General features: G+C 60.7%; 16 protein-coding genes. 3 read left to right on the top strand and 13 right to left on the bottom strand.

Going from position 1 to position 13,326, the window contains the following annotated elements:
* Window positions 1–8 precede the first annotated feature (8 nt).
* Window positions 9–1,622, bottom strand: a complete 1,614-nt coding sequence (locus tag HX805_RS26855) for an NAD(P)/FAD-dependent oxidoreductase (protein WP_102368251.1) — start codon at window positions 1,620–1,622, stop codon at window positions 9–11.
* Between the two features lie 107 nt (window positions 1,623–1,729).
* Window positions 1,730–2,401, bottom strand: a complete 672-nt coding sequence (locus tag HX805_RS26850; protein ID WP_003211681.1) for a COG3650 family protein — start codon at window positions 2,399–2,401, stop codon at window positions 1,730–1,732.
* A 172-nt stretch (window positions 2,402–2,573) separates the two neighbouring features.
* Here HX805_RS26850 and HX805_RS26845 point away from each other — a divergent pair, with 172 nt between their 5' ends.
* Window positions 2,574–2,933, top strand: coding sequence for a hypothetical protein (locus tag HX805_RS26845; RefSeq protein ID WP_177117452.1), 360 nt, complete (start codon window positions 2,574–2,576; stop codon window positions 2,931–2,933).
* Between the two features lie 16 nt (window positions 2,934–2,949).
* On the opposite strand, the gene HX805_RS26840 is transcribed toward HX805_RS26845, so the two are convergent.
* Complete coding sequence (locus HX805_RS26840; protein WP_003211677.1) at window positions 2,950–3,549, bottom strand: short chain dehydrogenase; 600 nt, start codon at window positions 3,547–3,549, stop codon at window positions 2,950–2,952.
* A gap of 104 nt (window positions 3,550–3,653) precedes the next feature.
* Between HX805_RS26840 and HX805_RS26835 the strand changes: the two genes are divergently transcribed.
* Window positions 3,654–4,562, top strand: coding sequence for a LysR family transcriptional regulator (locus HX805_RS26835; RefSeq protein ID WP_003211675.1), 909 nt, complete (start codon window positions 3,654–3,656; stop codon window positions 4,560–4,562).
* Here HX805_RS26835 and HX805_RS26830 read toward each other — a convergent pair.
* The 10 genes from HX805_RS26830 to HX805_RS26785 form a co-directional block, all read right to left on the bottom strand.
* On the bottom strand, window positions 4,559–5,044 hold the full coding sequence (locus tag HX805_RS26830; RefSeq protein WP_003211673.1) for a DoxX family protein: 486 nt from the start codon (window positions 5,042–5,044) through the stop codon (window positions 4,559–4,561). The two genes, HX805_RS26835 and HX805_RS26830, sit on opposite strands and share 4 nt — an antisense overlap.
* Window positions 5,041–5,817: a DUF2063 domain-containing protein gene (locus HX805_RS26825; RefSeq protein ID WP_177081100.1), complete on the bottom strand. Its 777-nt coding sequence runs from the start codon at window positions 5,815–5,817 to the stop codon at window positions 5,041–5,043. Before HX805_RS26825 ends, HX805_RS26830 begins: the two co-directional genes overlap by 4 nt.
* The gene (locus HX805_RS26820) at window positions 5,814–6,689 is read right to left on the bottom strand and encodes a DUF692 domain-containing protein (RefSeq protein WP_003211668.1); all 876 of its coding nucleotides are present in this window, start codon (window positions 6,687–6,689) and stop codon (window positions 5,814–5,816) included. Before HX805_RS26820 ends, HX805_RS26825 begins: the two co-directional genes overlap by 4 nt.
* Before the next feature lie 26 nt (window positions 6,690–6,715).
* Window positions 6,716–7,021 (bottom strand): DUF2282 domain-containing protein, encoded by a 306-nt coding sequence (locus HX805_RS26815; RefSeq protein WP_003211666.1) that lies wholly within the window; start codon window positions 7,019–7,021, stop codon window positions 6,716–6,718.
* A 260-nt stretch (window positions 7,022–7,281) separates the two neighbouring features.
* Window positions 7,282–7,983, bottom strand: coding sequence for an ABC transporter ATP-binding protein (locus tag HX805_RS26810; protein WP_003211664.1), 702 nt, complete (start codon window positions 7,981–7,983; stop codon window positions 7,282–7,284).
* Window position 7,984: 1 nt separating this feature from the next.
* Window positions 7,985–8,752 (bottom strand): high-affinity branched-chain amino acid ABC transporter ATP-binding protein LivG, encoded by a 768-nt coding sequence (gene livG, locus HX805_RS26805; RefSeq protein WP_003211663.1) that lies wholly within the window; start codon window positions 8,750–8,752, stop codon window positions 7,985–7,987.
* Window positions 8,749–10,002, bottom strand: coding sequence for a high-affinity branched-chain amino acid ABC transporter permease LivM (locus tag HX805_RS26800; protein ID WP_003211661.1), 1,254 nt, complete (start codon window positions 10,000–10,002; stop codon window positions 8,749–8,751). The genes livG and HX805_RS26800 overlap by 4 nt, the downstream gene beginning before the upstream one ends.
* Window positions 9,999–10,922, bottom strand: a complete 924-nt coding sequence (livH, locus tag HX805_RS26795; RefSeq protein ID WP_003211659.1) for a high-affinity branched-chain amino acid ABC transporter permease LivH — start codon at window positions 10,920–10,922, stop codon at window positions 9,999–10,001. Before livH ends, HX805_RS26800 begins: the two co-directional genes overlap by 4 nt.
* Window positions 10,922–11,104: a hypothetical protein gene (locus HX805_RS26790; protein ID WP_003211657.1), complete on the bottom strand. Its 183-nt coding sequence runs from the start codon at window positions 11,102–11,104 to the stop codon at window positions 10,922–10,924. Before HX805_RS26790 ends, livH begins: the two co-directional genes overlap by 1 nt.
* A gap of 45 nt (window positions 11,105–11,149) precedes the next feature.
* Entirely contained in the window at window positions 11,150–12,277 is a 1,128-nt protein-coding gene (locus HX805_RS26785; protein WP_003211654.1) for a branched-chain amino acid ABC transporter substrate-binding protein, read from the bottom strand.
* Between the two features lie 340 nt (window positions 12,278–12,617).
* On the opposite strand from HX805_RS26785, the gene HX805_RS26780 reads away from it, so the two are divergent.
* Window positions 12,618–12,920, top strand: coding sequence for a DUF2288 domain-containing protein (locus HX805_RS26780; RefSeq protein ID WP_003211652.1), 303 nt, complete (start codon window positions 12,618–12,620; stop codon window positions 12,918–12,920).
* The last annotated feature ends 406 nt before the right edge of the window (window positions 12,921–13,326 follow it).

Genomic DNA, 13,326 nt, shown 5'->3' with positions numbered 1-13,326 from the left:
CGCAGTGGTTAAGCCTCCAGGCCCAACATATCCCGCGCCAGCGCCTCGGCAATCCGAATCCCGTCGACACCCGCCGACAAAATCCCACCGGCATAACCGGCACCTTCGCCCGCCGGGAACAGGCCTTTCACGTTCAGGCTCTGCATCGACTCGTTACGGGTAATCCGCAGCGGCGAAGAAGTGCGGGTCTCGATCCCGGTAAGGACCGCGTCGTGCAGCGAGTAGCCCTTGATCTGCTTCTCGAACGCCGGCAACGCTTCGCGGATGGCTTCGATGGCAAACTCCGGCAACGCCAGCGCCAGGTCACCCAGGGCTACGCCGGGCTTGTAGGATGGCTCCACGGTACCGATGGCGGTGGACGGCTTGCCGGCGATGAAATCACCCACCAGCTGCGCCGGTGCTTCGTAGTTGCTGCCGCCGAGGATGAACGCGTGGGATTCCAGGCGTTCCTGCAACTCGATCCCGGCCAGCGGGCCGCCCGGGTAATCCACTTCCGGGGTGATGCCCACCACGATCCCGGAGTTGGCGTTGCGTTCGTTACGGGAGTACTGGCTCATGCCGTTGGTTACTACGCGGTTCGGCTCTGATGTCGCCGCGACCACGGTACCGCCCGGGCACATGCAGAAGCTGTACACCGAACGGCCGTTCTTGGCGTGGTGCACCAGTTTGTAATCGGCGGCCCCGAGTTTCGGGTGGCCGGCGTACTTGCCCAGGCGTGCAGCGTCGATCAGCGACTGCGGGTGTTCGATACGGAAACCCACCGAGAACGGCTTGGCTTCCATGTACACGCCACGGCCATGCAGCATGCGGAAGGTATCGCGGGCGCTGTGGCCGAGGGCCAGGATTACGTGCTTGGACAGGATCTGCTCGCCGCCATCCACCACCACGCCATTCAACTGGCCGTCTTCGATCAGCACGTCGGTGACCCGCTGCTCGAAGCGCACTTCACCGCCCAGGGCGATGATCTGCTGGCGCATGTTTTCCACGACGCCGGTCAGGCGAAACGTACCGATGTGCGGCTTGCTGACGTAGAGGATTTCGTCTGGCGCACCGGCCTTGACGAACTCGTGCAGCACCTTGCGACCGTGGAATTTCGGGTCCTTGATCTGGCTATAGAGCTTGCCGTCGGAGAAGGTCCCGGCGCCGCCTTCACCGAACTGCACGTTGGATTCCGGGTTCAGCACATTCTTGCGCCACAGGCCCCAGGTGTCCTTGGTGCGCTGGCGCACTTCGCGGCCGCGCTCGAGGATGATCGGCTTGAAACCCATCTGTGCCAGCAACAGCCCGGCGAAGATCCCGCACGGGCCAAAACCGACGACGATCGGCCGCTCGGTCAGGCCTTCCGGCGCATGGCCCACGACCTTGTAGCTGATGTCCGGCGCCGGGTTGACGTTGCGGTCGTCGGCGAACTTGAGCAGCAGGGCCGCCTCGCCTTTGACTTCCAGGTCGATGGTGTAGATGAAGCACAGCTCCGACGATTTCTTGCGGGCGTCGTAGCTGCGTTTGAACAGGGTGAAATCGAGCAGGTCATCACTGGCGATGCCCAGGCGTTGCACAATGGCAGGCCGCAGGTCTTCTTCGGGATGGTCGATGGGCAGCTTGAGTTCGGTGATTCGTAACATGACAGGAATCCGGTAGGCGGCGGGCAAAGAGGCCGGCTGTTTTGCAAACCGGCGATTATAAGCCCCAACAGCGGTTTCCCGTCATGCTAAAACAGCGCAGGGCGCAATCAGTCGTCTCGCGAACCGCCGAACGACGCGCAACCGCGTTGCACCTGGCCGTTGACCCGAAGCTCGGCGGACATGTGCTGCAGGCTGCCGCTGGCGCTGTCGACACAGCGTTGCGGGGCCACCCACAGTTCGATGTGCTGGTTATTCGCTTCGGTCATCAGGTTGAACCGTCCGTCGCCCGATTGCTCTTCCACATACGGCACGGCCAATGGTGGCTGGCCTTCACGCTCCAGCACCATGCCCTTGGCGGTGACGTTCATCGCCCAGGCCGGTTTGTGGCCGTTGGCCCGCAGGATCATGCGCTTGAAGTCCGGGTCATCACAGGCCGAGGTCGAGCGCTCGACGCGGTACACCTGTTGCAGGTCCACCGTGCCCTGGGTGCCGCTGGCGACGCCGGAGAACTTGCCACGCAGGTCGGCAAACAGTGCGCCTTGCTGGCCGGCCAGGGAGGCGGCCTCCTGCAGGATGCTGGTGCCACCGGTGTCGTTGACCACGTAGTTGCGTTTGTCGTTGCAGGGCTGGAACAGCAGTTTGTCACCCTGGGCCGTCAACTCGCCCTGCATGCGGGTCATCCCGGCGAGAGAGGGCTTGGCCGGCTCGTTATCGAACATCTGGCAGGCGGCGAACAGGGGCAGCAGGGCAAACAAGGCTAGGGTACGGGCGGCACGCATTATCGGGTCTCCTGATAAGTGCCGCCACGTTACGCAGGCTGGCGGTGCATCACAAGCCCGGGACACAGGTTGAATAAGGTGTGCCGGGGGCGATCATCCCTGCTGGGACTTTTCCTATAGAGGGATCTGAACGGTCATGGGAACGTCTTTCTCTTTTATTCGGAAAGCCGCGATGACTATTCGATGGAATCTGTGGGGGCTGTTACTGGTGACGGGTTCTGCACTGGGCAGTGAACCGGCGCGGCTGGAGTACTCCTCTGCCACTGACTTTACCGAGATCTCGATCACCGTGAAGAGGACGCCTGACAGTAGCCCGGACTTTATTTCGGTCAATGTCACGCTGAGCCCGGAGGCCAGGGCCCGCACGGCTGCAATTACGTTACTGGCTTACAACAAGCAGGTTTCGACATACGTAGACGGCTACAACGTGAGTGATGGCGCCACTGTCATGGGTGTGCTGAACACACGAGAAATACAGTTTTCCGTCCCCCAGGACATACTCCGTAAATGGATGCCCTGGGTTCAACGGTGACGGCTTTTCAGGCTGGTCAACCAACGATAAACGTCTGCCCGGTCTGCAAGCCTTCCACGCTTTTCGCGTAGGCCAACGCCACTTCTGCACCCGGAGCCGGTTTGTACCCACGGAAGTACGGCGCGTAGCTGCCCATGGCTTCCAGCAGGACGGTAGGGCTGACCGAGTTGATGCGCAGGCCGCGGGGCAGTTCGATCGCAGCGGCTTTCACGAATGCATCCAGCGCGCCGTTGACCAGGGCAGCCGAAGCACCGGTGCGAATCGGATCGCGGTTGAGAATGCCGCTGGTGAAGGTGAACGACGCGCCGTCATTGGCGAACTCGCGGCCAATCAGCAGCAGGTTGACCTGGCCCATCAGCTTGTCTTGCAGGCCCAGGTCAAAATCGGTTTCGCTCATGTCGCCCAGGGGCACGAAGTTGACGCTGCCGGCGGCGCAGATCAGTGCGTCGAATTTGCCGGTCTGTTCGAACAGTTTGCGGATCGACGCGCTGTCGCTGATATCGACCTGGAAGTCGCCACTTTTGCGACCGATGCTGATCACTTCATGCCGTTGGGACAGTTCTGCCTTCACCGCCGAACCCACGGTACCGCTTGCGCCAATCAACAGGATTTTCATCGTGCCTTCCTCCAGATGTGTAGGTGAGGTTTCAGTCTAGAGTGATTTTTTGCGCGGATAAGTGCACTAATAGGCAACCTTTGGTTTTCAATTGGAAACAATCCATGAGCGAAATGGATGACCTCGCCGCGTTTGCCGTGTTGATCGAAGCCGGCAGCTTTACCTTGGCGGCCCAGCAACTGGGCTGCAGCAAAGGGCAACTGTCCAAGCGCATCAGCCAGTTGGAAGCGCAGTTTTCGGTGGTGTTGTTGCATCGCACCACCCGCCGCCTGAGCCTGACGGCGGCGGGTGCGGCGCTGTTGCCGCAAGCCCAGGCGTTGGTGGTCCAAGTGGAGCGGGCACGTCAGGCATTGGCCAGGCTCAAGGATGATCTCGTCGGCCCGGTGCGTATGACGGTTCCGGTGTCCCTGGGCGAAACCTTCTTCGACGGTCTGTTGCTGGAGTTTTCCCGGGAGTACCCACAGGTGCAGATCGAGTTGGAACTCAACAACCAGTACCGGGACCTGGCGCGGGATGGCTTCGACCTGGCGGTACGTTCGGAGGTCGCCAACGACGAGCGTCTGGTCGCCAAGCCGTTGCTCGCCTGGCACGAGATGACCTGCGCCAGCCCGGCTTACCTGGAACAGCACGGCGAGCCGCTGACGCCGGCGGAACTGGTGGGCCACAACTGCTTGCTGAACAGCCACTACAGTGGTCGTGAAGAGTGGCTGTATCACCAGCAGCATGAGCTGCTGCGGGTTCGGGTATCCGGGACCTTTGCCTCCAACCATTACAACTTGTTGAAGAAGGCTGCACTGGTGGGGGCGGGCATCGCGCGCTTGCCGTCCTACGTGCTGCACGCGGAATTGGCTGACGGTCGCCTGCGCTGGCTCCTGCGGGATTATCAGACCCGCAGCATGCCGATGTACCTGGTCCATCCGTATCAGGGCGGCCTGCCGCGCCGCACCCAGGTACTCGCAGATTATCTGGTGGGCTGGTTCAAGCGCAGCGGCGAAGCCCTCGATCGCCTTTAGCGGTAGCGTCGCGCAATCAGGTGATCAATCGAGAAGCTGCCCGGCCCCTTGGCCATCAACAGCAGCAGCAATGCGATCCAGGTGCCGTGGGTCGGGTAGGCGTCCGGGTAGACGAAAAGCTGGATGGTCAGGGTCATGCCCAGCAGCGCCAGCGCCGAGAATCGCGTGGCAAACCCCACGAGGATCAGCACCGGGAAAAAATGCTCGGCGAACGCGGCCATATGCGCCGCCACTTCCGCTGACAGCAGCGGCACGTGGTATTCGCTGCGAAACAGCGGCAGGGTGGACGGCGCCAAGTGCGGCCAGCCCAGCTGGAAGGTCCCGCCGATCAGGTCCACGGCGAGGCCTTCCACTTTGGTCTGGCCGGATTTCCAGAACACCGCCGCGATAGAGAAGCGTGCGACAAAGGCGATCAGGCTGTAGGGGATTTTCTCGAAGCACTGGATGATCCGTTGGATCAGCCCGGGAGCGGTGGTGTTCATGGCGATACCTTGGGTTCTGTGTGCAAGTGGGTGATGGCGCCGTGACCGATCAGCAGGGCCAGGCATTGGTGCAGGTCAAATTCGGCGGCCGCATCGAGGGCGTAGGCCACGGCCATTTCCAATGGCCAACCGTTGTTCAGGCTGTTGATAAACGTCGCTGAGCCGCTGTCGATGTGAAATACCTGCACGTGCAGGCCATTGCGTAGCACCAGCGCGCTTTGGGCATGGAAGGGGTCGAGGGTGGCGAGGGATTCGCCGGTCTGATGCGCCCCCCATAAAGCCACCACGGCGTAGGCCGAGTTCAGGGTGGCCAGGGATGGATGCAGTTGCAGGCGCAGTTCGCCCAGGTCCGACTGTTGTTGCAGGGTGGCGATGACCTCCTGTTGATCCAGTGGCTGTGCGTCCGCCGCGTGGTAGGCCCTCACCCGCAATCGCTCCAGGCGCGCCACGTCAGCCAGGTAAGGCACGCTGGCGGCGGGGGCGAAGCCCTGGATAAAGTCCGCCAGGTCGCTGCCGTATTCATTGATCAGAGGGCTTGTCGGCGGGAAACCCTGGACATACACACCGGCCATCGCCCGAAAAAACTCATCGCCCACCAGTTGCAGGGTGACCGGGTAGCCGGCGGCCAGCGCGTTGATCAGCGAGCTATGGACATTGTTGCGATACACCGCAAAACGACCGGCCGGATCGGCGCCGTTGCGGCTGAACAAGCCTTGCGGGCAGTTTTCCTCGGGGGACAGCAGGGCGCGGCTAAAGACGTCCTGGCGGCTCATGCACGCACCTCCAGCAGAAACCGGTCGGCCTCGCGTGCTTCAGCGTGCAGCACGCTGAACGCCGGCACCTGGTTGTCGCGCTCGATCAGCGTGGCGACCGGCCCGGTGCGGCTGAGCACGTGCTGGTAGAGCTGCCATACCGCGTTGTCGATGGGGGCGCCGTGATCGTCAATCAGCAAACGGTCGCCGAGGCTGTCGGTGTCTTCGGCAAACCCTGCCAGGTGAATCTCGCCCACGGCGTGCAACGGCAAGGCCTCGATGTACTTCAGCGGGTCTTGCTGATGGTTGATGCACGACACATACACATTGTTCACGTCCAGCAGCAGCCCGCAGCCGGTGCGGCGAATCGCTTCGCTGATGAAGTCGGTCTCTTCCAGGGTGGAGCACTGGAATTGCAGATAGGTCGACGGGTTCTCCAGCAGCATGGTCCGCTGCAGGCGGGTTTGTACCTGGTCGATGTGTTCGCACACCCGCTTCAGGGTTTCATCGTCATACGCCAGCGGCAGCAAATCATTGAGAAACACCGGGCCGTGGCTGGACCAGGCCAGGTGTTCGGAAAAGGAGTGGGGTTGATAGCGTTCGATCAGCGTGGCCAAGCGCGCCAGGTGCTCGTCGTTCAGCGGACCTTCGCCGCCAATGGACAGGCCTACACCGTGCAGCGACAGAGGGTACTGTTCGCGGATCAAGCCCAGGTAGTGATGGAAAGGCCCGCCGGCCACCATGTAGTTTTCGGCGTGGACTTCAAAAAAACCGATATCGGGGGACGTCTCGAGCACTTCACTGAAGTGCTCGTTCTTGAGCCCCAGCCCGGCCCGACGGGGGAGGCCGGGCGCCTGAGCCTGGGAGATGGAGTGGGTGAATGAGAGCGTCATCGTCAGTACTCAGGCTGTGCAGGGTTTCAGGACTTGGCGGTGAAGGCAGCTTCCTGGCCGAAGCCGGTTGGCGAGGTGGTGCTTGGGGTTTTCAGGCAGGTACCGGCCGGGACCAGTTTCCAGGCGTTGGCCTGATCCTTGACCTTCGAGGTGCCCGCGCAGGAAGTGCCGGCGCCTGCGGCGCAATCGTTCTTGCCGGCTTCGGCTACACCGAAGCATTTCTGCATGTCATCGGCGGCGTGGGCGGTGGTGGTCAGGGCGGACAGGCTCAGGGCCGAACCCAGGGCCAGGACGAGGGTGGCGGCGGACAGCGAGCGGGTTTTGGTAGTCATGGTGTATCTCCAGCAGTGGGTTGGGTTGGCAGGCATGTTCGCCTGCTTACACCACTAGAGAAAGGGGGAAGGGATTCGTTACAAAGCCGGGGGAAAAAATTTCAGGTTTCGCCAAAGTCTTTGGTTCACACCAAACAAATGTGGGAGCGGGCTTGCTCGCGAAGGCAGTGGGTAAGTCACCCAACAAGTTGGCTGATCCACCGCCTTCGCGAGCAAGCCCGCTCCCACAAAAGCCCGCTCATACATTGACCAGATGGGCATCAACCGCCCAAATAAGCCTCACGTACTTTCGGATCGGTCAGCAGTTGTTCGCCGCTGCCCTGCATCACCACTCGGCCGTTTTCCAGCACGTAGGCGCGGTCGGCAATCTTCAGCGCCTGGTTGGCGTTCTGCTCCACCAGGAACACTGTCACACCGTCCTTGCGCAGCTGTTCGATGATGTCGAAGATCTGCTGGATGATGATCGGCGCCAACCCCAGGGACGGTTCGTCCAGCAACAACAGCTTGGGCTTGCTCATCAGCGCGCGGCCGATGGCGAGCATTTGCTGTTCGCCGCCGGACATGGTGCCGCCGCGCTGGCTGAAGCGTTCCTTGAGCCGCGGGAACAGGTGCAGCACCTTGTCCATCTGCTCCTGGTAATCGCCCTTGTCGGTGAAGAACCCGCCCATGGCGAGGTTCTCTTCCACGGTCAGGCGGGCAAATACCCGGCGGCCTTCCGGAACCACGGCAATGCTCTTGCGCATGATCTCGGAGGAGGCCTGGCCCACCAGCTCCTCACCCATGTAGCGGATGCTGCCGCTGTGAGCCTGGGGCGAACCGCACAGGGTCATCAGCAGCGTGGATTTACCGGCACCGTTGGCGCCGATCAGGGTAACGATTTCGCCCTGGCGCACTTCCACATTGACGCTGTGCAGCGCCTGGATCTTGCCGTAGAAAGTGGAAACGTTTTCGAATTGCAGCATTTTACGCTTCCCCCAAATAGGCTTTGATCACTTCCGGGTTGTCGCGGATCTGCTCCGGCGTACCGTCGGCCAGTGGCGTGCCCTGGTTGATCACCACGATATGGTCGGAAATGCTCATGACCAGTTTCATGTCGTGTTCGATCAGCAGCACGGTGGCGTTGTTTTCTTCACGCAGCACACTGATCAGCGCCTTGAGGTCTTCTGTTTCCTTCGGGTTCAAGCCGGCGGCCGGTTCGTCGAGCATGAGGATCCGCGGACGGGTCATCATGCAGCGGGCGATTTCCAGGCGCCGTTGCTGACCGTAGGCCAGGGTGCCGGCAGGACGGTTGGCAAACTCGGTGAGGTTGACCTTGTCCAGCCAGTACGCTGCATATTCCATGGCCTCGCGCTCGCTCTTGCGGAACGACGGCGTCTTGAACAGGCCGGCAAAGAAGTTGGTGTTCAGGTGGCGATGCTGGGCGATCAACAGGTTCTCGACCGCCGTCATGTCCTTGAACAACCGCACGTTCTGGAAGGTCCGCACCACGCCCTTGCGGGCGATCTCGTGGCCGGCCAGGCCCTGGATCGGCTGGCCGTCCAGCAGGATGGTGCCGCCAGCCGGCTTGTAGAAGCCGGTCAGGCAGTTGAACACCGTGGTCTTGCCGGCGCCGTTGGGGCCGATCAGGGCCACGACTTGTTTCTCTTGCACGGTCAGGGCCACGCCGTTGACCGCCAGCAAACCGCCGAAGCGCATGCTCAAGTTTTCGACTTTCAGGATCTCGCGGCTCATTTGCGCAGCTCCATGTGGGGACGTTGCATGGGCAGCAGGCCTTGAGGTCGCCAGATCATCATCAGCACCATCATGGCGCCGAACATCAACATGCGGTATTCGCTGAATTCACGCATCATTTCCGGCAGCAGGATCATCACGATCGCCGCGAGGATCACGCCCAGCTGCGAGCCCATGCCGCCCAGTACCACGATGGCGAGGATGATTGCCGACTCGATGAAGGTGAACGACTCCGGGGTCACGAGGCCTTGGCGCGCGGCAAAGAAGCTGCCGGCAAAACCGGCGAAGGTTGCCCCGAGGGTGAATGCCGAAAGCTTGATGACGGTCGGGTTCATGCCTAGTGCACGGCAGGCGATTTCATCTTCGCGCAGCGCTTCCCACGCACGGCCGATCGGCATGCGCAGCAGGCGGTTGATCACGAACAGCGCCGCCAGTGCCAGCAGCAGGGCCACCAGGTACAGGAACACCACTTTGCTCACCGGGTTGTAGTCGATCCCGAAGTACTCGTGGAACGTCTGCATGCCTTCGGCCGCGGTGCGGTCGAACGTCAGCCCGAAGAACGTCGGCTTGGGAATGCTGCTGATGCCGTTGGGGCCGCCGGTGATATCGGTGAGGTTACGCAGGAACAGACGGATGATTTCACCGAAGCCCAGGGTCACGATCGCCAGGTAGTCACCGCGCAAGCGCAGTACCGGGAAGCCCAGCAGGAAGCCAAATGTGGCCGCCGCCATGCCGGCCAGTGGCAGGCAGATCCAGAAGCCCCAGCCCAGGTAGTGCGAGAGCAGCGCGTAGGTGTAGGCACCCACCGCGTAGAAGCCCACATAGCCCAGGTCGAGCAGGCCGGCGAGACCCACCACGATGTTCAGGCCCAGGCCCAGCAACACGTAGATCAGGATCAGCGTCGCGATATCCACCGCACCACGGGAACCGAAGAACGGCCAGATCAGCGCGGCCACGATCAGGCCGATGATGATGTAGCGCTGGGTGCGCGGCAGGGTCAGGAACTGGCTGACCTTGGGCGATACCAACGGGCCACGGTTGGACTTGAGGAGCGCACCGACCTGTTGGGTGAACAGCACGCGCAGGAACATCAACACCGAGCATAGGGCAATGATGGTCAACGTCACGGGACCGGTGCCATGCACTTCAAGGTTGATCCCGACAATGCTCAACTTGAGCCCGAGTACCGGGAAGGCCACGGCCCAGACCAGCAAGGCGCTGAAAAACGCCGATTTAAGATATCTGCTCATACTTTCTCAACCTCCGGACGGCCCAGAATGCCGGTCGGCCGGAACAACAGCACCAGAACCAATAGACCGAATGCCACCACGTCCTTGTACTGGTCACCGAATACGTCGGCGCCAAAGGCTTCAGCCACACCCAGCACCAGCCCGCCGAGCATCGCGCCCGGAATGCTGCCGATGCCGCCCAATACCGCCGCGGTGAAGGCCTTGAGGCCCACCAGGAAACCGGCGTTGGGGTTGATCACGCCATACTGCATGCTCAGCAATACAGCGGCGATGGCCGCCAGTGCGGCACCGATGACGAAGGTCAGGGCGATGATGTTGTTGGTGTTGATACCCAACAGGTTGGCCATCTTGATGTCTTCGGCGCAGGCCCGGCAGGCGCGCCCCAGACGGGAGCGGGAGATGAACAGGGTCAGGCCGAGCATCGCCACCAGGGTGACGACGAAGACCAGGATCTGCATATAGGAAATCAGCACTTCCTGTGCGCCGCCTGGGCCGAAGGAGATGCTCCCCGGGATCAGGTTGGGAATGGATTTGTCCTTGGAGTCCTGGGACAGCAATACGGTGTTCTGCAGGAAAATCGACATGCCGATCGCGGAGATCAGCGGGATCAAGCGGTTGCTGCCACGCAAGGGGCGGTACGCAACGCGTTCGATACTGTAGCCATAGGCACTGGTTACGACGATGGACGCCAGGAATGCGGCGGTCATCAACAGCGGCAGGGAATGGATACCCAGCATGGCCAGCCCGGCAAGGGCGATGAAGGCCACGTAGGAACCAATCATGTACACCTCGCCATGGGCGAAGTTAATCATTCCAATGATGCCGTAAACCATTGTGTAGCCAATGGCTATCAAGGCATAGGTGCTGCCAACGGTCATGCCGTTAACCAGCGTTTGGAAAAAATGATAGATCTCAGGCATTACAGCGCTCCTAAAAACCCGATACGCATTTCACTGGTGGAGTCAATTTCCGGCTCGGTGCCCTGTTCTGTGATCAGGTTGCACAAAGCGTTTGCCAGCGAACCGCTGGTGACGGTTTTAAGATTTTCAGGTGAGCCAGCGCCCGGATCGCGGGTGACAGGCCCATAAACCTCGTAAAACAAAGCCCACTGCTTGCACAGTGGGCTTGTTGACCAGTAACGCCTGGCTTACTGAGGGGAAACTTCGGTTTTTGGTTTGCCGAAGTGCCATTCGTAGACCACGAACTTGAAGTCCTTCAGGTCGCCCTTGGCGTCGAAGCTCAGGTCGCCGGTCGGGGTCTTGAAGGTACCGGCGTGGATGGCCGCTGCCACCTTGGCGGTGTCTTCGCTCTTCGCGGCAGCGATACCGCCGGCGATCACTTCAACTGCCGAGTAGGCCGGGAACACGAACGGACCGGTTGGGTCCTGCTTGTTCTTGGTGAACTCTTCAACGATTGCCTTGTTGGCAGGATCGGTGTCGAAGGATTTCGGCAGGGTAACCAGCAGGCCTTCGGACGCGCCCTGGGCGATTTGCGAGATGGAGTCGTTGCCGACGCCTTCAGGGCCCATGAACTTGGCGTTCACGCCTTTTTCCTTGGCTTGGCGCAGGATCAGGCCCAGCTCAGGGTGGTAGCCGCCGTAGTAGACGAAGTCGACGTTGGCTTGCTTGAGCTTCTGGATCAGCGAACCGAAGTCTTTGTCGCCAGCGTTGATGCCTTCGAAGAGGGCAACTTTCACGCCTTTCTTCTCGAGGGTTTGTTTAACGGCGGTGGCGATGCCTTCACCGTATTGCTGTTTGTCGTGGATAACAGCTACGACTTTCGGCTTCACGTGGTCGGCGATGTAGTTACCGGCGGCTGGGCCCTGGGCGCTGTCCAGGCCGATGGTACGGAAGACCAGCTTGTAGCCACGGGACGTGATTTCCGGGCTGGTGGCAGCCGGGGTGATCATGATCACGCCTTCGTCTTCGTAGATGTCGGATGCTGGCTGAGTGGAGCTGGAGCAAAGGTGACCGACCACGAACTTGACGCCGTCGTTGACCACTTTGTTGGCTACGGCCACGGCTTGTTTTGGATCGCAAGCGTCGTCGTATTCCTTGGCTTCGAGCATTTTGCCATCTACGCCGCCCTTGGCGTTGATGTCGGCGATGGCCTGCTTGGCACCCATGAACTGCATGTCGCCGTACTGGGTCACAGGGCCGGTTTTAGGGCCGGCAATACCGATCTTGATGGTGTCAGCTGCGAACGAATGGCTGGCAACCCCGGCCAGGACCATAGCGGCAAACAGTTTGGAAATCTGCTTAGTAGCCTTATTCATAGTGCTCCACTCTTACTGTTGTATTTTTTATAGTTCTAGCGGCCTTGTGAGCTGCAGAACCGGATCAGATATCTCGGATATCCCCCGGCAGCGGCCTGGCAACTGTACCGGTACAGTGTAGAGCGCCGGTTGATCGCTTGAAAAGCTGGCTGCTGGGGGCAAAACCCGGGTATGTCGCTTAAATGAAAGAAAAAGACAGAATTGCGGCGGGGTGATGCCAGAGTTTCGGGCAATCCTTGGCTTTCCTGACACTTTCGTTCGGTGCCTCATTTGCAACTGGGTTTTTCTGCCTGGGGCTCGACGGTATGATTGCGCCGATTTTTTCTTCAGGTGAACTCCCATGACGCAAGAACCTAGCACCCTCTATGCCAAGCTGCTTGGTGAAACTGCCGAAATTTCCTGGAAGGAGCTTGAGCCGTTCTTTGCCAAGGGTGCCCTATTGTGGGTCGACGCCGGGCTGGATTTGATCGAGGCCGCCGAGGGCATGGCTGAGGACAACCGTGAGAAAGTCGCTGCCTGGCTGGCTGCGGGGAGTCTTGGCGAGGTGTCTGCGACGCGGGCATTGGACCTGGTTGAGCGGGACCCGAGTTTGTGGGCGGTGGTGGTTTCGCCGTGGATTCTGATCCAGGAAAGGGCAGTGTAGGAAATGCATGCGCGAAAAGGGTGCGTGATTTTTCCGAGTTTAAGTGTGTAGGCGGGTAACTGCATTTGCGGTGATGGCACCTTGCCGTAGAGAAAGGTCACAGGCGGGGGTTACGTGCGCGTCATGGGAACAGTTTTGGTAGCGGCGGAGTGTGGGGGGAATTGTTTCTGGGTGTGAGTTTTTTTGAGTACATATCCGTTATTTAGGTAACGGCTACTTATGGTTCCGCTCTTACAGCGGGTCACTTTTGGCAAACGCCCCAAAAGTAACCAAAAGGTCTTTGCCCCACCACTCGGTGCCTCGCCTAGGCTCGGCATGCCCGCACTCCGGCCCGGTTCCGCGGGCCGCCGCGACGGGCCATCCATGGCCCGGCGCGGCTAAATCGGCATCCTTGCCGATTTACCCG

It is taken from the genome of Pseudomonas sp. G5001 (assembly GCF_013385475.1).
Taxonomy (GTDB): domain Bacteria; phylum Pseudomonadota; class Gammaproteobacteria; order Pseudomonadales; family Pseudomonadaceae; genus Aquipseudomonas.
The sequence above is the reverse complement of the archived record's forward strand: the minus strand, read 5'-3'. Positions and strand labels throughout refer to the sequence as shown.

Coding starts and splice junctions, on each gene's coding strand:
- livH (WP_003211659.1), bottom strand. CDS start 10,922: ATGCCTGAGATCTATCATTTTTTCCAAACGCTGGTTAACGGCATGACC.
- HX805_RS26835 (WP_003211675.1), top strand. CDS start 3,654: ATGAGCGAAATGGATGACCTCGCCGCGTTTGCCGTGTTGATCGAAGCC.
- HX805_RS26800 (WP_003211661.1), bottom strand. CDS start 10,002: ATGAGCAGATATCTTAAATCGGCGTTTTTCAGCGCCTTGCTGGTCTGG.
- HX805_RS26820 (WP_003211668.1), bottom strand. CDS start 6,689: ATGACGCTCTCATTCACCCACTCCATCTCCCAGGCTCAGGCGCCCGGC.
- HX805_RS26815 (WP_003211666.1), bottom strand. CDS start 7,021: ATGACTACCAAAACCCGCTCGCTGTCCGCCGCCACCCTCGTCCTGGCC.
- HX805_RS26855 (WP_102368251.1), bottom strand. CDS start 1,622: ATGTTACGAATCACCGAACTCAAGCTGCCCATCGACCATCCCGAAGAA.
- livG (WP_003211663.1), bottom strand. CDS start 8,752: ATGAGCCGCGAGATCCTGAAAGTCGAAAACTTGAGCATGCGCTTCGGC.
- HX805_RS26845 (WP_177117452.1), top strand. CDS start 2,574: ATGACTATTCGATGGAATCTGTGGGGGCTGTTACTGGTGACGGGTTCT.
- HX805_RS26810 (WP_003211664.1), bottom strand. CDS start 7,983: ATGCTGCAATTCGAAAACGTTTCCACTTTCTACGGCAAGATCCAGGCG.
- HX805_RS26780 (WP_003211652.1), top strand. CDS start 12,618: ATGACGCAAGAACCTAGCACCCTCTATGCCAAGCTGCTTGGTGAAACT.
- HX805_RS26785 (WP_003211654.1), bottom strand. CDS start 12,277: ATGAATAAGGCTACTAAGCAGATTTCCAAACTGTTTGCCGCTATGGTC.
- HX805_RS26850 (WP_003211681.1), bottom strand. CDS start 2,401: ATGCGTGCCGCCCGTACCCTAGCCTTGTTTGCCCTGCTGCCCCTGTTC.
- HX805_RS26825 (WP_177081100.1), bottom strand. CDS start 5,817: ATGAGCCGCCAGGACGTCTTTAGCCGCGCCCTGCTGTCCCCCGAGGAA.
- HX805_RS26830 (WP_003211673.1), bottom strand. CDS start 5,044: ATGAACACCACCGCTCCCGGGCTGATCCAACGGATCATCCAGTGCTTC.
- HX805_RS26840 (WP_003211677.1), bottom strand. CDS start 3,549: ATGAAAATCCTGTTGATTGGCGCAAGCGGTACCGTGGGTTCGGCGGTG.